We start from the raw sequence: 17,893 nt of genomic DNA on the forward strand, positions 1-17,893 counted from the left end.
ATGAGCACCGACAACCTGATAGTGATCTCGATTGACGGCCTGCGGGCCTCGGCGCTCGGGGCCTACGGCAACACCTGGCACCAGACGCCGGCCTTTGACGCCCTCGCGGCGCAGTCGACCGTCTGCTCGCAGTTGCTGGCCGAGCACTGGGCGCCGGAGCAATTCTGGTCCTCGGTCTGGGGTCCAAACGCCGACGGGAGTCGGCAGTCGCTGCCGTCACACGCGCTCGAATTGGGCTGGCGCTCGCTCCTCGTAACCGACGACGCGACCGCGGCCGATTTGGACGCCGCCTCAGGCTTCGAGACCGCCGACATTGTGCCGCCGTCGGACCTGCAGGCGCCGGCGGACTCTGTCGAACAGACCGCCGCGGCGGCGACCCTCTCGGCCCTGCTCGAGGCGATCGAGCTGACGCCCGGCGACCGGCCCTTGCTGGCATGGGCCCACCTGCGGTTCGCAGCGGGTCCGTGGGACGCACCGCTGTCGCTGGTCGACGACCTGCGTGACGACGACGACCCCGAGGCGGAGCCGTCGCTCCTGCCGCCGTCTGGCGCGCTGGCCGACCTCGCCGAACCGGACGACGCCCGGTTCTTGGCCACGCTCCGCTACTCGGCCCAAGTGGTCGCGCTCGATCGTTGCCTGGGGATCGTGCTTCAGGCGCTGCCGGAAGTGCTCGAGGGCCGGCCCTACCGGCTGGCGGTGCTCGGCACACGTGGGTTCGCCCTCGGCGAACACGGCCGCCTGGGAGACGAATACCGCCCCTACAACGAGTGCCGCCAGCTGCCGGTCCTGCTGCACCGCTCGCAGGAGCCATCGCACGCGCGGCGACGGGGGCTGCTCACGAACGCCGACCTCCCGGCGCTGCTGCTGGGCGAAGAACCGTCCCCCAGAAAAAAAGTAATCCTGCACGCCCCCAAAGGCGGGGCCGTGCAGGATGAGCATTGGAAGCTGTGCGTTCCGAGCGACGCGGAGCCAGAGCTGTACTCAAAGCCCGACGACACGTGGGAGATGAACGACGTCGCCGTTCGCCACCGGCACGAGGTCGAAGAGCTGCAGGCCGCTCTCACAGATGCATCGACTACAGCGAATGCGAAGCCTGCATGACGCGGGGCTGTTCGACGTACGGGTTGATTACCACCAGCGGCTGCGGCGCGGCGGCCTTGGCGGTCTGGTCGGCATCCACGGAGGCCTCAACCGAATCGCTCGGCACAAAAGGGTTGTTGATCGTCAACGGCTGAATGGTCTCGACAATTTCCGGGGTGCGGAAGTGGGGCGGGTACGCAAACGGGCTGTGGCCGTAGGTCCGCGGCACCGGGGCGCTGTAGTAAACCGGCGGGTGAGCGGCGAAGTACGGCACGCGGTAGTCGAGCGAACCGTACATGTAGCCCAGGCCGAAGCCGTAGCCACCGCCGCAGCCGTCGTAAGCGAGCGCGGAGGAGGCGGCGCCCAGCAGGCCCGCGGCGAGAGCACAAGTCAGCAGAATACGGCGGGCCATGACGACAATCCTCAGCGTTGTTGAAACAAGGGCGGGGGTGCTATGGTGAGGGGGCAGGGATTCGCCCTCCTACTCCACGCTAATCAGCCCACCGCCTGCCTGCAAGAAATTGACGAATCCCCCTGCTTCTGACGATTATTCCGCTGGCCGGCGCCACAGTCTCACGGCTCGGCTGAAGCGGCAGGCCGAACAGCTCGGCTTTGCCTACGCCGGCGTCTGCCCCGCGGTGCGGCCCCCCGGAGCCGACCACCTCGACGACTGGCTCGAGGCGGGCTACGCCGGCCAGATGAGCTATCTGGCCGACCGCCGACACGCCTACGAGCACCCGAGCCACGTGCTGGACGGCTGCCGGAGCGTGATGATGCTGGCGATGTCGTACCGCACCGTGGCGCCCGCCAATCCCGGGCCCGGCCAGGCCCGGGTCTCGCGCTACGCCTGGGGCGACGCCGACTACCACGACCTAATCCGCAACCGACTGCACCGGCTGGCCGACGCCCTGCGGCAGGAGGTCCCCGAAGCCCAGACACGGTGCGTGGTCGACACCGCGCCGCTCTTGGAGCGGGACTTCGCCCGGCTCGCCGGGCTTGGCTGGATCGGCAAGAACACGCTGCTCCTGACCAAGCCGGATGGGAGCTGGTTCTTCTTGGCCGCGCTGCTGACCGACGTCGAGCTAGATTACGACGCGCCGATGGAGGCCTCGCACTGCGGCACGTGCACGGCGTGCCTCGACGCGTGCCCGACCGACGCGTTCCCTCAGCCGGGCGTGCTCGACGCCTCGCGGTGCATCAGCTACCTGACCATCGAGCTCCGCGATCAGGTCCCCGTTGAACTCCGCCCTGGCATGGGCGATTGGCTCTTCGGCTGCGATGTCTGCCAGGACGTCTGCCCGTGGAACCGGCGGTCGCCCGAATCCCCGCTTGCTAGCTTCTCTCCGCAGCCCGGCGCGAACCCAATAGAGCTGGCGCCGCTCTTCGCGCTCGACGAGGCCGGCTTTCGACAACGCTTCCGCAAGACGCCGCTCTGGCGGGCGCACCGCCGCGGGCTGCTGCGGAGCGCCGCGATTGTGCTCGGCAACACCCAACCAGCGGGGGGTGTCGAGCTGCTCCGCACCGGGCTGCACGACAACGAACCCATTGTCCGCGGCGCGTCGGCCTGGGCCCTGGGGCAATACGCCAGCGACTCAGCCCGCGCCGCCCTGTCAGAGCGGGCAAGCGTGGAAACCGATGCGGGCGTGCAGACAGAGATCGACGCGGCGCTTGCGGCGTGCTGAACCCGAAGCGTTGAAACCGCGTGTTGACGCCCCGCCTCCACGGCAGTCACAATGGTCGCCATGCAGCTCAAACCTCTCCAGATCGGCCCGATCTCGCTCGACTTCCCGGTGGTCCAGGCCGCGCTTAGCGGCTACAGCGACGGACCCATGCGGCAGATCGCCCGCCGGCACGGGGCGCCGTACACGCTGTGCGAGGTGATGCTTGACAAGTTTGTCGCCGAGCTCAAACCCCGCCGCAAGACGCGTCACTTCCTGCACATCGCCGAGGAGGAGCACCCGGTCGGCGGCCAGCTGATGGGCTCCGACCCCGCCATGTTCGGCCCCGCATCGGAGCGGATGGTCGAGGCCGGATTTGACGTCATCGACATCAACTTCGGCTGCCCGGTGAAGAAGGTGCTTGGCCGCTGCCGGGGCGGGTTCCACCTCAGCCAGCCCGAGGTCGCGATCGAGATCATCAAAATCGTCCGGCAGACCGTTCCGGACCACATCCCGGTGACCGTCAAGATGCGCCGCGGCATCGACGACACCTCCGAGAGCCGGGACAACTTCTTCCACATCTTCGACCGTGCGTACGAGCTGGGCGTCGCGGCCACGACGGTGCACGGCCGCACGGTCGAGCAGCGCTACGACGGCCCGTCGCGGTGGGAGTTCCTCCGCGAACTCAAGCAGCACGCCGGCGACCGCGTGGTGCTGGGGAGCGGCGACCTGTTTACCGCCCAGAGCTGCCTGGACATGATCGAGTACACCGGCGTCGACGGGGTGACCGTCGCCCGCGGCGCGATCGGCAATCCGTGGATCTTCCAGCAGACCCGGGCGCTCGCCGCCGGCGAGGCGATGCCGGACCCGCCATCGCTGTTCGAGCAGCGGGATGTCATCGCCGAGCACTACCGCCTGGCCGAAGAACTGTACGGCGCCGAACGCTGTGTGCCCGACATGCGGAAGTTCTGCATCAAGTACTCCAAGCTGCACCCGAACCACGCCGAGGTCCGCGGCGATTTCTGCCGCGTCAATCAGGCGGGCGCCTGGCGCGAGGTGCTCGACAAGTGGTACGCCGAGGACCTGCCCGGCGTGCACCCTGAGATCGACGAGCCTAACCCGCTGTCGCGCGACGCTGCGCTGGCCGCCAGCTGCGGCTGAGTCGCACGCCGTCAGGGTAGCGGACCGCTCTTGGCGTTGAGCCAGTAGCGCTCGGCGTACGCGTCGATCGCCTTGGCGCCGAGGAGTGTCTCGACCTGGCGTTCTCCCGAGAAGCGGTTGGCGGCCGTGTAGAGGTCCACCCGCAAGAAATCGCCCAGCCTAGCGGAAGACTGAATGCTTCGGGCCAGGGCGATGGTCGTCCGCCGCTGCGGGTAGAGCGGCGCCCATGAGTTGCCCAGCGACCACTCGTCAAGCCGCAGCCGCCGCCAGTCGGATTGCTCGTCCGCATCGGGTGTTGGCGCCCGGCCCGTCGCCTCGTCCGGACTGTCGAGCGGCAGCGAATCGGGCAGCCGATCCACTACGCTGCGGTGCACTAAGACCTCGGTCCGCTCGCCGCCGGGTGCATAGAGCCCCCACGATGGCCAACGGTCCCACCAGCCTAGCGGCCGGGTCAGCGGGCCAACAATCGCCAGCACAACGATCCCGACCGCGACCGCCGGCGCCCAACTCGGCCGGGCCCGAACGGCCTGCATGCCTGCGCTGCGTATCGGCGGCCCAAACAGCAGCCACAGGTGCGTGGGGAAGACCAGGTTCCACAGCAGCACGCCGGGACGATGCCCCAGGCCCAAGGGCCCGAGCACCAGCACGGCGCCGGCGTGCATCGCGGTCGCCAGCAGCAGTCCTACGCGGCGGGTCTTGCGGAAGCACAACAGCGGGGCGATCAGTCCTTCCGCAACGGGCATCGCGAGCGCTAGTCCGAACACCAGCCAGACCGGCCACTCCCGAGGTGAAAGGCCAACCCAACCGGTTGCCGCCTCGAGCATCTGCCGGCCGAGCGTTGAGGCGAACGCGTAGTCTAGTTTTGCTACCGCCGAGTAGAAGTAGACGCTCACCGCCAACGCCCTCAGCAGCCGCACCGCCAAGGTCGGGCCAGCGGTCAGCAGCACCACGGCCATGATCAGCAGGTGGTAGGCCCACGGCTGCCAGCGGAGCTGATCAAGCAGCATCAAGCCGCCCAGGCAAACGACCCCATAAGCCAGGCCGGTCTGGCATTTACCGCGGAGCACGCAGAGCGCGCCCCAGGCGGCGCCCGCCAACAGCAACGGGCCAACAAACGGCGGCGTGCGGAGCCAGTCGGCGGCCGGCACTGCAGGCAGGCGGGCGGCTCCGGACCACAGCGGCCAGGTCACCCCGACCAGCAGCGGCGTCGCGACGGCCCACAACCGGGCCAGCCACGCGGCGCGGCCGGTCGAGTGTTCGTCGGTTACGGGTGGGAGATCGCTCACGCCACCAGCATAGGCGAAGCGGTCTAGCGGAGGAATGACGGCAGGTACGACTTCCAGCCCCGGGCGTTCTTCGGCTCGTCCTCTTCTTCGGCAGGCGCCTGCTGCTCGGCCGCCACCTCGACCTTGCGTTCGACGATCGGCGTGTGCTGCTGCAGAAACTCGGCCCAGTAGCAGTCGAGCGTGCGCTGGCAGTCGGTGACGCGGCTGTCGCCCAGCGCTGTCTTGGCCGATTGCAGAACGTGAACCAGCGCCAGCCGCTGGCGGCGGGCCTCGCCGCCGAGCTCGTAGTCGAGCGGGAACGAGAGCGACTGCAGCTCGAGCTTGTCGATCGAGACCTCCAGGTCGCGGGCCTCAAACTCGATTTGCATCGGACGCGCCGGGCCGAGCGGCAGGTCCTCGGCAAACACAAACTGCCGCCAGCCGTCGCTCTTGGAGAGGGTATCTCCGGCAATCGTGGTGAAGAGCTCCTCCCCCGGCTCGCCGGTAAGGTACCTGATCGTCAGTGCGCTCTTTTCCGAGTGGCGTTCGACCCGCACGAAGAAGGTCATCACGAGCTGGCGCGTGTCGGGCGGCGTGAACGGCGCGCTCGAAAGCTTGATCGGCTGCCCACCGGCGGTGATCGACACGCTCGACTTGCCGTCGACGGCGCTGTCGGTGCTGACGGCGATCGTGCCCGCCGCTGCGGGGCCGGCCCGCCGCCACCCGGTCGGCAGCCCGTCGGCGGCGACCTCTTCGAACGACAGGTTCGGGCAGCCTGCAAACCGGAGCTTCGCGTTCAGGTCGCGGAGGCCGAGCTGATCGACCTCGGCCGACAGCGTCTTGAGCGCCCCGGGCTGGGTCTCGCTGCGGACGCCAGCGATGGTCACCCGTGGGTTGTCGAAGCGGTAGGCGGCCACGCCGTGGGGCGGCAATTCGAGCGGCCAGGCGTGCTTGCCGGGCTCGAGCTTGGCGAGCGGCATCGCCTCGCCGGCGTCGGCCGTCAGCCGCTGCCCCGTGCTCGCCTCGGGGGCGTCAAGTGTTAGGGTAGCCTTCAGCGGCCAGTCGCTCGGGTTGCCGACCAGCAGCACGACGTGCTCGTCGCTGGCAATCGTCCAACCCGCCAGTGGCTGGGCAGGCGACGCCGACGCGGCGGACCCATCGGCCGGAGTCTGGCGGACTAACCTGCGGAGCGGGATTGCCCCGTCGGCTAGCGAGAGGCAGGTGCAGTCTTCCCAGAGGCCGCCGACCGGCGCGTCGCTCACCAAGGCAGTCAACGCGGCGGGTGCCTGACGGCCGAACGCGACCCGCTGGTGAGTGGCGGCGGTGAAGGTCCGCTCGGAGCCGAACGGGCTGCGGGCCTTGAAGCCTGGTAGGCTGTCGAGACGCTTGCCGCGCAGCAGCGTGCAAACGCTGTGCGGGTCGTCGAGCTTAGACGCCGAGTCGTGCCAGTGCAGCGCGTTCTGCTGCATGGGGAGCGCCGCCAGGTTCAGGTTGTCAGACAAGTCGGCGTACCGCGGCACAGAGACTACCAGGTTCGGCGGGCCGGCGAGCAGCGTGCGGTCGACGCCGCGTTCGCGGAGCAGTACGTCAAGACTTAGACGCTGCTCGAGCCGCGGCCGCAACAACCGGCGCCCCGCGGCGTCGTCCAGCAGGTCATCGGTTAGCAGGTAGAGGTTTGCGGAGGGCTCCACCGCGGCGATGGCGCGGGCCATCTCGCCGTAGAGGGCCGCCATCGACATCGCCCGCCACTCGCGCCATTCGCGCCACGGGTCCTTAGGGTCGCCGGCCAGCGCGCGTCGCACGTTCTCGGGCGTGCGGGGCGTCTCGGCGGGCCAGCCGATCCGTTTGGCGGCCAGGTACTCGTCAACCGTCCGGGCGTCGGCGCCCCACAGGTCGCCGCGCAGCGCGACGTGGCTCCGCGGGCTCAGCCGCACCGCGACTCCCGCAAAGCACTCGTGCCCGCGGCAGTGCTCGGCCAGTTCGGCAACGGCGGCCACCGACTCGCGGCGGACGATCGGGTGGAGGGGGTTGTACTGCACAAGCGAATCGTCAGGCGTCCGCCCGTCGACGTCGACCAGCCTGGGCGTTGGATCGCCCGCGGCCAGGGCGGCCTCGACCGCCGGCATCGCCGAGGCGAAGTCCACCGCCAACGTCAGACTCAGCCCGCGGCGGTCGAACTCTCTCAGCAGCAGTTCGAGCAGGTCTTTGCGCGGAGTGTCTACAACCCCGGTGGCGACAATCTGCCAGTCCATCCCACTCTGACTGCCGAGCACGCGGGTTGGGTAGACGACGCCCTCTGCCGCCGCCACGGTGATCGTGGCGCCGTTGTACCCGCCCTGCTCAACGTAATCGGCCGCCCGCACGGCGGCGTCGTAGAAGCACCGCCAGTCCTCAAACACATACCGCCCGTCGGCCGCCGGCGTCTGGGTGGCGCCGACCAGCTTAGTGAGCTGGCCGCTGGTGAAACTCGCCAGCAGCGGGCGTTCTCCCGCGTGACGGCCCTGCGCGACGAGCGGCTCCCTTGACAGCGACTTGACGCGCACGCTGCCGTAGAACGCGGGGGCTCCGCCCGGGTTGCTCACCACCAGCATCGGCGAGTCGGTTTTCGGCCAGAACAAACGCCGGACAACCACGCGGCCATCGCCGCCGCCGCGACCTTCGCCGGTTACCGCGGTCAGCGAATCGCCCAGCGGCGCCGCACGGCCGATGGCGTCGCGGTCGAAAAGGGACAGGTCGAGCGTCTGGGCCGAGCCATCGGCCACTTCAATTTCTAGCAGGTGCGCCGCGCCGGGGTGGTCGATCGGCAGCGGGTAGGCCTGCCAGCGACGCTCTTCGGGGCGGTCCGCCGGTGCGAGGCGGACCCACTTCCCAGACGCCTCGGTCACGAGCTCCGCGGGCTCGCTGCCGAGCGGGCCCTTGGGGAGCCACGGCACCCGCCGGGTCCATTTCCATTCCGGCATCCGCATCCACCACCGCGAGTTGGTCGGGTCGATCTCCACTACTGTGGTCGCCGCGTCCGATAACTGCGTCGCGGCGGAGTCGTCCCACACGACCACCTGGAAGGTGCGTTCGGCGAGCGGCTTGCTCGCCCCCTTGCCCCAGCCCCGCATGAAGCCCGAGGGCCGCCGGGCAGCAAGGCTCACCGTGTACACGCCCTCGCCCTGCGGCATGGAGAGCGTCATCGGCGCTCGGCAACTGCCGTCGGCGTCCGCGGCGGCGCGTTGCACGGCGGTCTCGAGTGGATCGCCGCCGCGGCCCGCGGAAACCTCGGCCTGCAGGTCGATCGGCGTGTGGGGCGGGAAGCCCGCCAAGGTCGAGTCAATCTCGAACGCGAAGCTCTCGCCGGGCTGGAAGATAAACTGCTCGCGGTCAGAGACCACCCGCAGCAGGTCGTCGGCGGCGCGGTAGATGCGGACAACGCCGCCTTCGGCAAGCTTTGCCTGGTAGGCGCCCGACGCGAGGTCGCGCAGGCGGGCGTCGGAGATCACCGGTTCGTTGCCGGGCGAGCTGAGGCGGACCCGCAACACCCCGTCCGGCGGGCCAATGGCGGTCACGTCGAACGCGCCGCTCGAGCGGGGACCACCGGGCGAGATCTGCACGCCGCCCGATTGTTCGATGGCGATCGTCGGGGTGTCGGCTCGGCCGCCCCACGGGCGGAGCTCGGCGAGCGAGCCGCCGTCGATCGACGCCTCGCCGCTCCAGGCGGTGGCGTCCGGGCCGCCGTCCCAGTAGACACGCAGCCGCAGGCGGATCGCACTCGCGTTCTCGGTCGGGGTCACGTCCGACGCGGCTTCCTGGCCATTCGACTCGGGGAGACCGCCAACGCACAGCAGCATCAGGGCGCAGCAGCCCAGCCCGACCATCAGCGGCCGGAACGCGATTCGGTAGTGACGCCCGCTCAAGGGGCGATACCGGGACGGCATGCGGACTTCCTTGTCCAAACGCGGGCTGATGCGAACCGCCCGTGACTCCGGCCCCATCCTTGGGACCGGTTCAACACCTGCGGCGGATTGTAGTTGCGTCGACGCCAGCACGCCATAGCGATCGAGGTATAGGGTCACCGCGTTGGTTCGAATGCAATCGCCATGCTGGCGCCCCGGCTTTCGCCTTTACAGCATCGACGCCGCGGACTATGGTCCGCCGCTCGCTAGCTCCCCCTCACGCCTGCGGAAACCGGAACAGAACCGCACGCTGAAAGGAATCTTGCCATGCCATCCGCAATCACATCACTCCTGGGCGTCGCGCTGGCCGCGTTGCTTGCCACGGGGTGCCAAAACCAGCAGGGCGCCGCGGCCAACCCGTTTGCCTCGGCAGACCGGGTGCCGCCCCCAGCGACACGCATCCCGTCCTCACCGGCGCCCCAGCCTTACTACCAGGGCGCCGACGACGACGTTGCGCCGCCTGCCACGTTCGTTGCGGCCCCCACCGCCCAACAGCTGCAGCCGACGCAGCGTGCTTCCACACCGCCCGCGACCTTCGCCGCCGGCGAGAGCGCAATTGGCCTGCCGACCGACAACCAACCGCTCAGGCTCGGTACCCCGGCGCAGCAGTCCGCGCCGGCGCAGGTTGGCGCGTCGGCTCAACTGGCCGCCGCTTCCTCTCCGCCGGCCATGGCTCCGGCGGCTATGCAGGCACAGCAACCGCCGACTAGCCCCGATTTTTCTCCCGTCACGCCGCCGGTAAGCCTCGCCTGGGGCGCCGGTTCGCCTCCACCAGCCACCTACGCAGCGTCGCCCGCCGCGGTGACGCCGCCGCCAGCAGATCCCGCTATGGCCTACCAGCCGGCGCCGCGGGTCCGTCTGCCAGGCTACGCGACCCCGGTCAGCTACCAGGCTCCGGTTGGCCAGGCCCCCACCAGCCAACCCGCCGCCGGACCAATCGGCACAGTACAAATCACCGAACTCCCCACGCCCCACTACCAGCAGCCGGCGCCCACCAACGCCGCCGCCACTGGCGACGGGTTCCAGCCCCGCGGGGCGTCGCCCCGCAGCACCCCGACGCCGGTCACGCCGAGCGTCTTCTGACGCGGGCAACCGTTCCCCTGCCGGCCGCCATGACCTACGATTGAGGCAGACCGCTCCCGTGGGCCGCTTGCCCGCGCATCCGCCACCAGCCTCACGCCAGGCGACTGCTCCTCCGTGTCGACCGTCCCCACCGGCTCATCGCGTCAGATCCAGCGCCTCGTCGGCAGCCCGCTGCGCCGTCGGCTGGCGAAGTGGTCCGCCTGCCTGCCCGCCATCGCCGCCCGCGAGCCGGAGCTGCAGGAGCTGAGTGACTACGACCTGCGGAAAGAGAGCCTGTCGCTCCGCTACCGCGCCCGCAGCGGCGAGCCGCTCGACCGGCTGCTGGTCGAGGGCTTCGCGCTGGTCCGCGAGGCCGCCCGACGCACTAAAAACATGCGGCACTTCGACGTGCAGTTGCTGGGTGGCGCCGCCGCGCACCACGGCTCCATCATCGAGATGCAGACCGGCGAGGGCAAAACCCTCACCGCCACGCTGCCGATGTACCTCGCCGCGCTCGACGGCAAGGGCGCCCACCTGTCGACCGTCAACGACTACCTTGCCGCGCGCGACGCCGAGCTGATGGAGCCGGTCTACAAGGCGCTCGGCATGTCGATTGGCGTGATCCAGCAGCAGCAGGCCTCTGACCAACGCCGCAAGGCGTACTCGTGCGATGTCACCTACGGCACCGCCAACGAGATGGGCTTCGACTTCCTCCGCGACCGGCTGCTGAAACGCCGCATCGAGGAGGGCGAGCGGGACCTGTTCGGCGAGATGCTCGGCGGCCAGGGCCGCGACAGCGAGAAGCCCGTGCAGGGCGACCTCCACTTCATGCTGGTCGACGAGGCCGACAGCATCCTCATCGACGAGGCCCGCACGCCGCTGATCATCAGCGCCGCGCCAGGCGAGGACGAGGAGATCGCCGCCGAGGCCTACCTGTGGGCCGCGGAGGTCGCCCCCCGCTTCGAAGAGGACGAACACTTCGACTACGAGGACAAGGAGAAGCGGGTCGACCTCAACCTGGCCGGCCGCCGCCTGGTCCGCGAGCTGAAGAAGCCGGCCGCCATGGACCGGCTGCCGCTGTCCGAGATCTACGACTACGTCGAGCGGTCGGTGAAGGTCGAGCGCGAGATGATCCTCGACCGGCACTACGTCGTCCGCGACGGCGAGATTGTCATCGTCGACGAGTTTACCGGTCGGTTGTCGGAGGGCCGCAAGTGGCGGGCCGGCCTGCACCAGGCGATCGAGGCCCGCGAAGGGGTCGAGATTACTTTCGAGACCAACCAGGCTGCGCGGATCACCATCCAGGACCTGTTCCTCCGCTACCAGCGACTGTCCGGCATGACCGGCACCGCCAGCACCTCGGCCCGCGAGCTATCGAAGATCTACGAGGTGTACGTCACGCCGATCCCGACCAACCGCCCGCCGATCCGCCAGCAGCTGCCGACCTTGGTCTTCGGCAGCGCCGATGAGAAGTGGAAGGCGATTGTCGAGGACGTCTCGGAGCAGCACGCTAACGGGCGCCCGGTGCTGATTGGCACCCGCTCGATCGACAAGAGCGAGCACCTGGCCAAGCTGCTCGGCGAGCGCGGCATCGAGGCCACCGTGCTCAACGCCCGGCATGTCGCCCGCGAGGCAGAGATCGTCGCCGCGGCAGGCGAGCGGGGCAAGGTCACGGTGGCGACCAACATGGCCGGCCGCGGCACCGACATCCGCCTGGGCGAGGGCGTTCACGAGCTGGGCGGCCTGTATGTGATCTGCACCGAGCTGCACGAGAGCCGCCGCATCGACCGCCAGCTGGTCGGCCGCTGCGGCCGCCAGGGCGACCCCGGCGCTTTCCGCCAGTTCCTCGCCCTCGACGACGAGATCATCCTGCAGGGCTTCGGCCCCAAGAAGGCCGCCAAGATGACGGCGATCGGCGCGAACAAGGTCGGCCGGCTGTCGGGCTACGACTCGGTGTTCTACAAGGCCCAGGCCAAGATCGAGCGCCGCCACTTCCGCGACCGCAAGGTGCTGCTGTACCACGACAAGGAACGCCAGAAGGTCCAGCGGGCGATGAGCCAGGACCCGTATCTGGACTCGCCGGGTTAACAAGGCCTGCCATGCTCCGCAGTACGCCGCCATTCGCCGTTGCCGCCTTGCTGCTCGCCGGCGTCACCGGTTGCTCAAGCGAGGAGTCGAGGCTTAACGAGGCAATCGCGAAGCTCGATCCCAACCAGGAGTACCTGCCCGCAGAGGTCGAAGCCCTCCTGTCGGCGCCGCACGAAACCGAGCTGCTGTCGCTCAACCCCGAGTGGCTAGACGACCCGCCCGACGACAGCTTCCATCGCTTCGAGGTCCTGGGCCAGACGCCGCTGACGGCGGAGGAGTCTGCTGCCTTCTTCGAGGCCCTCCGCGCTGGCGTCGCTACCCGCCCCGATCTGCCGCCGCCCGATTGCTTCAATCCGCGGCATGGCGTCCGCATCACCAGCGGCGACCAATCCCTCGACATCGCCATCTGCTTCGAGTGCGAGCAGATTTACTCCTACCGGGGCGACGAGCAAATAGGCAGCAGAGAAACCTCCGTGCTGCCGGCAACGCGATACCGGGAGGCAGTTAGCGAGCACGGGCTGACCGCTGCTCCATCAGCCCAGTAGCTGGTGGTCCTTGGGAGCCGATACTGCCCGCTGATAGAAAGAGGCGCCGCCAACGGGCCCTTGGCATGGTAAAGTACATGTGACCGACCTTATTCCAGCCGCCCGCGTGGACTCCCATGTTATCCGCTAAAGGCACCTACAGCATGCTCGGCAAAGAAACGCTCTGGCAGGCGGCCGAGTCCTCGCACGCGCTGCTGGATGGCGTTGGCGTGTCTCACGCGATCGTCGACGGGGTTGCCGTCTGCCTACACGGGTATCAGCGCAACACCATCGATATCGACCTGCTGGTCCGCAACGACGACTCGGAGAAGCTCCGCAATGCGTTCACTGCATCAGGGTGGACCTGGGACGCCGACCAGAAGCAGTTCTCAAGTGAGTCGGGCGCTGTAGTCCAGTTCCTGATCGCGGGAGAACGCGCAGGGCGTGGCGCCGACGTCCGCCTACCAGACCCAGATGACGCCGACTCGGTCACTGTCCTCGAAGGTCTGCCGGTGCTCAACCTCGCGCGGCTCATTGAATCGAAAATCGCCTGCGGGCAGGGCGACGCCCGGCGGATGCACAAAGACTTTGCCGACGTTGTCGAGCTGATCGCTCTTAAGAAGCTCAACCGCTCGTTCGAGCGGAAGCTGCACCAGTCGGTGCGTCCCGCGTTCCGTGAGCTGCTCCAAAACGCTCGCGGCAAGTGAGCGGGCCTGTCAGCCGAAAGCGATTTCAAGACTTGAGCACGCTGTTTAGGCCAGCACGGACTCAACAAAACGCGACAGCAGCCCATTCGCCTCCGGCGTTTCCTGCAAATGCACCGTCAGCTCCGCGAGCGTCATCCCCGCGAACTGCTCGACGTAGCGCGGGTAGGCCGCCAGCCGCTGCAGGATGGTGTCGCGAGTCAGTTCGGGGTGGAACTGCGTGGCGTAAATCGGCTTGTCGGCGAACGTGTAGGCCTGCTCTGGCACGCGATCGGTAGACGCCAACAGCACCGCGTCGGGCGGCAGGCGGGTAACGTGGTCCTCGTGACCGGCGAAGCCGAGGAACCGCGGGGGCAGGGCGCCGAACACCGGGTCCTGCCGGCCGTGTTCGGTCAGCGTAAGCTCGACGTTGCCTAGCTCGGCGTTGGCGGGGTCGTGCTCACAGCAGCCGCCGATCGCGCGGGCAAAGGCCTGGAACCCCCAGCACGAGGCAAACGTTGGCTTGCCCTGATCGTGCAGCAGGCGGAGCCCGTCGAGGATCCGCTCGAGCCACTCCCCCTCGCCGGCCGCCGAGTAGTCGCCGCTGCCGCCGATCAGCACCGCGTCGTGCTGGTCGACGAGCGACTGCGATGGGAAGCCGCCAAGGACGCTCTGCGGCGTAACCCGTGACGCGTCGCAGCCCAGCGCCGCGGCGAAGCAGTTAATCTCCTGCCCAATGATCGGGTCGCCCTCGTTGCGGACCTGCAGCAGCAAGAAGCGGGCGTTTCCGGACAGGCTCACTTGATGGCGATCCCCGTCACTTCAACAATGCCGGCCTCGATCACGTCCATCATGCGGTCGATCTCCTCGAGGCTGATCGCCAGCGGCGGCATCACGTAGACCATGCCGGGCTGAGGTCGGATCCACAGGCCGTGCTCCAGTGCGTAGGCGGCGACCTTGCGGCCCACTTGGTGTTCGGCGACGTAGTCGGCCGCGGCGATGATGCCGGTCTGCCGGGCGTTGGTGACCGCCGGGTGCTCGGCCAGACGGCAGAACCGCTCGCCGAGGCGGGCGATCTTCGGCTCGAGACCCGCCAGCGTCTGCTCGCTCTCGAACAGGTCGAGGCTCGCCAGTGCGGCAGCCGCCGACGCCGGGTTCCCACAGAAGGTGTGGCCGTGGTACAGCGCCCGGCCGCTGGCCGCGTCGCCGAGGAAGGCGTTGTAGATCTTGGTCCGGGTGAGGGTGGTCGCCATTGGCAGGTAGCCGCCCGTTAGCCCCTTGCCGAGGCACAAGAAATCGGGCGAAACACCGTCGTGCTCGCAGGCAAACATCCGACCGGTCTTGCCGAAGCCGACCGCGACCTCGTCGAGAATCAGCAGCACGTTGTACCGGTCGCACAGCTTGCGGAGGCCTCCCAGGAAGCCGGGCGGGTGCATCACCATGCCGGCGGCGCACTGCACCAGCGGCTCAATGACCACCGCGGCCACCTCGTCGGCGCGCTCGGCTAGCAGCCGCTCGGTCTCGCCCAGGTAGTAGTCGCACGCCGCCTCGGGCGCAACGCCGGCGGGCAGCTTGTGCCGGTCGGGGCCCGGCGCGTAGACCGCGTCGAACAGCAGCGGCTTGAACAGGGCGTGGAACTTGTCGATGCCGCCAACGCTCGCAGCGCCGATGGTGTCGCCGTGGTAGGCGGCGCCGAACGCCAGGAAGCGGGTCTTCGCCGGCCGCGGTTCGGGGCACTGCTGCCAGTACTGGAAGGCGGTCTTCAGCGCGACCTCGATCGCCGACGAGCCATCGCTCGAGAACAGCACCCGGTCGAGCCCCGCTGGCGCGATACCGACCAGCCGCTTCGCGAGCCGCACGGTGGTGTCGCAGCCCATGCCGAGCGACGTGATGTGGGCGCCGCGGGCGAGCTGCTCGCTGATCGCCTGGTTGATCGCGGGGTGCGCGTGCCCGTGCACGTTGCACCACATGCTGCTGGCCCCGTCGAGGAACCTCCGGCCGTCGGCTCCAATCAGCTCGCAGCCCTCGGCCGCGGCGATCACCAGCGGCTCGTACTCGTGCATCTGGGTGAACGAGTGCCAGAAATGGGCAACGTCCCAGTCAATCAGCTGCTCGGGGGTCGGCGCATCACGGCCAGGCGGGTCGCTCATCCCCAGCTCACCTCGACCGGCGTGCCGGCCCTGACGCCGAGCATCGCGGCGGCGCTGTCGTTGACGATGGCCAGCTCGAGCCGGTCTGTCGAGCCAACGAGTGCGATCAGCGTCATCTCGGGCTGATCGCCGTAAGTCGAGTACAGGCCCATGGTTTGGTGCCCGTCGCAGTGGATCTGCAGCGTCTCGTCCCGCGGGGCGCCCTCCAGCATCACGCTAGTAATGTTCGTAATGAGGTTGCCGAAGGAGTCGACCTCCACCACCTCGCCTTGAATCCGATCCCCCACGCGTTCCGCCCTTGGTTCGGGAAGCAGTATTAGCTTATCCGTTGGTTTATCGAGTGTATCAGGGCCTAGCGAGTCAGGGCATAGTCCCAGGCCCAACTTGGCCGCCACAGGCGCCATAATGTCGCGTCCGTGGAAGGTTGAGCTCACCTCTGGCAGCCAGTGTTCCCGGTTCTCGATGACCACCATCTTAGAGGCCGCGTACATCGAGGCCAACCTTGTCAGCAGGCCGTTGTTGGGCAGGACGAACCGCCAATCCCCGAGTTCGACGTACACAATCTGCCGATCGGTGCCGACGCCGGGGTCGACCACCGCCACATGGATCGTCCCCGCCGGGAACCAGGGCGCAGCGGCCGCCAGAGCCGCCGCCCCCGCCGCGATCGATTGGGCCGGAATACTGTGGGTCAGGTCCACAACGACGGCCGCTGGGTTAATCCGCGCGATGACCCCCTTCATCGCCGCTACGTAGTAGCTGCCTTCGCCAAAGTCGGTGGTGAGCGTAATCAAGGCCATCGTCATTCAATGTAACGCTTGCTCGCCATGGTTGGCGCCGAATGGCCCCTTCAGACTCCTCCAATTGATCGCCAACGAGTCGCGCTGTGAAGCGACGTTGGCTCCGCGCGTCGGGCAAATTTTTTTTTGACTTTTTTCAACGAACGCATCGTCGCGCGCTCCTTGCGTGGCAACGTCGGCGGTCTGCGCTCGTGCTTCATCAATCACTCCAACGCGCTGCAAGAGCTCGGCGCTGTCGCGCTGCGCGCGATCTTGATGGGGCCAACCAGATGGACCTTCCACGCTATGAGCATCACCAAAAAGCAGTGTCCTCTACCCTCCAAGATTGGCGTGCAAGTGAGCTCAAACCACCCATCGCGGACGGCCGCATCCGGTGCCTTCGCGGCCCTTTTCCCAGGGGTGTCCAGCAAACGCAAGCCACTTCGAGGAAACGACTTACGAAATCTCCTTGCTTGCCCTCTGGGCGAGAGCCTACCATAGAAGTGACGCTCAACCAGGGCGTCGGCCCCCCTATCTAGCCGTCGGAGAACGGCCCAGCGATGCGACGCTGACCTCGTTGGTCACTCCTCTTGGTAAGACGCCTCGAGGGCCCCTCTAGCATCGCGTGAGTGTGGTTCGTTTGAACGCCCGCGCTATTAACCATGAAGCACCACAGCAACGCACGTGCCAAAACATCGAAGGCAGTCGCCCGAGGCCGCAACGCGACTCCAGCTGCACGCTTCAAACAGCGCGCACGACCCCAATCGCGCCGTTGTGTTGGCAGCCAAGACGTCGCGCAGCCGTTCAGCCCACCGGAAGACTGGCACGAGCCAGTAGGAGCAGGGGATCCCTACAAGGTCGTGGTCCAGGACCCCGGCTACGGATACCGCCATGTGGTCACCCCGGACGAGGTGCGTGACCGACTGGCCCAGCTCCCCGAGCACTTCCTCGAGGGCCTGGAGATCATCCAGCTCTCGCGGGTGACCCGCAAGAAGCAGAGCTTCCCATGTTACGGCATGCAGTGGGGGGCCACGCTGTACCTCTACCCGCTCGAGGAATCCCTGGTCGAGACCTTCTACAGCCCGCCGCGGCCCGAGACCGTCACCGAATCGCAGATGTACGGCGGTCGGTGGGGCCAGCCGGAGCCGGGGGTGTGGACCCTCACCTGGACCGAGGAAACGGTCCGCGACTACTACCTCAACAACATCCTGATCCACGAGCTGGGGCACCTGTTGGACGAGCGGAACTCGTCCTACACTGACCGCGAGCGGTACGCCGAGTGGTTCGCGATCCATTATGGCTACTTGGCCACCGGCGGCCGCCAGAGCCGCCGCCCCCGCCAGAAGGTGAAGCGGCGGCACCACGCCAGCTAGCCCCCTGCTGGGCCCTGCTTGCCGCCTAAGGCCGAAAGAGGCCCAGCGGACCACGCCACGCAAAGCTATTTTGCCGCGGCGGCGGCGGATTGATTAGAATTACAGGCCTGGCGTCCCGGTACTCACCAATGG

14 protein-coding genes are annotated in these 17,893 nt (G+C 68.1%); 8 read left to right on the forward strand and 6 right to left on the reverse strand.

Annotated elements, in window-relative coordinates; genetic code table 11:
• A complete protein-coding gene (locus Pla123a_RS13355) occupies positions 1–1,101 on the forward strand; it encodes a hypothetical protein (RefSeq protein WP_146587732.1) in 1,101 nt (366 codons plus the stop codon).
• Here Pla123a_RS13355 and Pla123a_RS13360 read toward each other — a convergent pair.
• Positions 1,076–1,492: a hypothetical protein gene (locus tag Pla123a_RS13360; protein WP_146587734.1), complete on the reverse strand. Its 417-nt coding sequence runs from the start codon at positions 1,490–1,492 to the stop codon at positions 1,076–1,078. The two genes, Pla123a_RS13355 and Pla123a_RS13360, sit on opposite strands and share 26 nt — an antisense overlap.
• A gap of 109 nt (positions 1,493–1,601) precedes the next feature.
• Between Pla123a_RS13360 and queG the strand changes: the two genes are divergently transcribed.
• Positions 1,602–2,762, forward strand: a complete 1,161-nt coding sequence (gene queG / locus Pla123a_RS13365) for a tRNA epoxyqueuosine(34) reductase QueG (RefSeq protein WP_146587736.1) — start codon at positions 1,602–1,604, stop codon at positions 2,760–2,762.
• 60 nt (positions 2,763–2,822) lie between these two features.
• Entirely contained in the window at positions 2,823–3,899 is a 1,077-nt protein-coding gene (locus Pla123a_RS13370; RefSeq protein ID WP_231956445.1) for a tRNA dihydrouridine synthase, read from the forward strand.
• 11 nt (positions 3,900–3,910) lie between these two features.
• On the opposite strand, the gene Pla123a_RS13375 is transcribed toward Pla123a_RS13370, so the two are convergent.
• Together Pla123a_RS13375 and Pla123a_RS13380 are read right to left on the reverse strand one after the other, a co-directional pair.
• Complete coding sequence (locus Pla123a_RS13375) at positions 3,911–5,185, reverse strand: hypothetical protein (RefSeq protein WP_146587740.1); 1,275 nt, start codon at positions 5,183–5,185, stop codon at positions 3,911–3,913.
• A gap of 23 nt (positions 5,186–5,208) precedes the next feature.
• Positions 5,209–9,087, reverse strand: a complete 3,879-nt coding sequence (locus Pla123a_RS13380; protein WP_146587742.1) for a hypothetical protein — start codon at positions 9,085–9,087, stop codon at positions 5,209–5,211.
• A 285-nt stretch (positions 9,088–9,372) separates the two neighbouring features.
• On the opposite strand from Pla123a_RS13380, the gene Pla123a_RS13385 reads away from it, so the two are divergent.
• The 4 genes from Pla123a_RS13385 to Pla123a_RS13400 all read left to right on the forward strand — a co-directional run bounded on the left by Pla123a_RS13385 (position 9,373) and on the right by Pla123a_RS13400 (position 13,486).
• Complete coding sequence (locus tag Pla123a_RS13385; RefSeq protein WP_146587744.1) at positions 9,373–10,188, forward strand: hypothetical protein; 816 nt, start codon at positions 9,373–9,375, stop codon at positions 10,186–10,188.
• 114 nt (positions 10,189–10,302) lie between these two features.
• Positions 10,303–12,255, forward strand: a complete 1,953-nt coding sequence (locus tag Pla123a_RS13390; protein WP_231956447.1) for a preprotein translocase subunit SecA — start codon at positions 10,303–10,305, stop codon at positions 12,253–12,255.
• An 11-nt stretch (positions 12,256–12,266) separates the two neighbouring features.
• Positions 12,267–12,800, forward strand: coding sequence for a hypothetical protein (locus Pla123a_RS13395; protein ID WP_146587748.1), 534 nt, complete (start codon positions 12,267–12,269; stop codon positions 12,798–12,800).
• A gap of 116 nt (positions 12,801–12,916) precedes the next feature.
• On the forward strand, positions 12,917–13,486 hold the full coding sequence (locus Pla123a_RS13400; protein ID WP_146587750.1) for a hypothetical protein: 570 nt from the start codon (positions 12,917–12,919) through the stop codon (positions 13,484–13,486).
• A gap of 45 nt (positions 13,487–13,531) precedes the next feature.
• Here Pla123a_RS13400 and Pla123a_RS13405 read toward each other — a convergent pair whose 3' ends face one another.
• The 3 genes from Pla123a_RS13405 to Pla123a_RS13415 are packed head-to-tail and all read right to left on the reverse strand — an operon-like array spanning position 13,532 to position 16,409.
• Entirely contained in the window at positions 13,532–14,263 is a 732-nt protein-coding gene (locus Pla123a_RS13405; RefSeq protein WP_231956449.1) for a type 1 glutamine amidotransferase, read from the reverse strand.
• Positions 14,260–15,612, reverse strand: coding sequence for an adenosylmethionine--8-amino-7-oxononanoate transaminase (gene bioA / locus Pla123a_RS13410; protein ID WP_146587752.1), 1,353 nt, complete (start codon positions 15,610–15,612; stop codon positions 14,260–14,262). The genes Pla123a_RS13405 and bioA overlap by 4 nt, the downstream gene beginning before the upstream one ends.
• Positions 15,609–16,409 carry an SAM hydrolase/SAM-dependent halogenase family protein gene (locus tag Pla123a_RS13415; protein ID WP_197527937.1) on the reverse strand — a complete coding sequence of 267 codons (801 nt, stop codon included), beginning with the start codon at positions 16,407–16,409 and terminating at the stop codon, positions 15,609–15,611. The genes bioA and Pla123a_RS13415 overlap by 4 nt, the downstream gene beginning before the upstream one ends.
• 839 nt (positions 16,410–17,248) lie before the next feature.
• Between Pla123a_RS13415 and Pla123a_RS13425 the strand changes: the two genes are divergently transcribed.
• Positions 17,249–17,761 carry a hypothetical protein gene (locus tag Pla123a_RS13425; RefSeq protein ID WP_146587757.1) on the forward strand — a complete coding sequence of 171 codons (513 nt, stop codon included), beginning with the start codon at positions 17,249–17,251 and terminating at the stop codon, positions 17,759–17,761.
• Positions 17,762–17,893: the final 132 nt, after the last annotated feature.

Origin of the sequence: Posidoniimonas polymericola (genome assembly GCF_007859935.1) — a bacterium.
GTDB classification, from domain to species: Bacteria; Planctomycetota; Planctomycetia; order Pirellulales; family Lacipirellulaceae; genus Posidoniimonas; species Posidoniimonas polymericola.

Excerpts from the sequence above, each read along its gene's own strand:
- Pla123a_RS13355 (WP_146587732.1), top strand. The coding sequence starts at position 1 with ATGAGCACCGACAACCTGATAGTGATCTCGATTGACGGCCTGCGGGCC.
- Pla123a_RS13360 (WP_146587734.1), bottom strand. The coding sequence starts at position 1,492 with ATGGCCCGCCGTATTCTGCTGACTTGTGCTCTCGCCGCGGGCCTGCTG.
- Pla123a_RS13370 (WP_231956445.1), top strand. The coding sequence starts at position 2,823 with ATGCAGCTCAAACCTCTCCAGATCGGCCCGATCTCGCTCGACTTCCCG.
- Pla123a_RS13380 (WP_146587742.1), bottom strand. The coding sequence starts at position 9,087 with ATGCCGTCCCGGTATCGCCCCTTGAGCGGGCGTCACTACCGAATCGCG.
- Pla123a_RS13385 (WP_146587744.1), top strand. The coding sequence starts at position 9,373 with ATGCCATCCGCAATCACATCACTCCTGGGCGTCGCGCTGGCCGCGTTG.
- Pla123a_RS13395 (WP_146587748.1), top strand. The coding sequence starts at position 12,267 with ATGCTCCGCAGTACGCCGCCATTCGCCGTTGCCGCCTTGCTGCTCGCC.
- Pla123a_RS13400 (WP_146587750.1), top strand. The coding sequence starts at position 12,917 with ATGTTATCCGCTAAAGGCACCTACAGCATGCTCGGCAAAGAAACGCTC.
- bioA (WP_146587752.1), bottom strand. The coding sequence starts at position 15,612 with ATGAGCGACCCGCCTGGCCGTGATGCGCCGACCCCCGAGCAGCTGATT.
- Pla123a_RS13415 (WP_197527937.1), bottom strand. The coding sequence starts at position 16,409 with ATGGCCTTGATTACGCTCACCACCGACTTTGGCGAAGGCAGCTACTAC.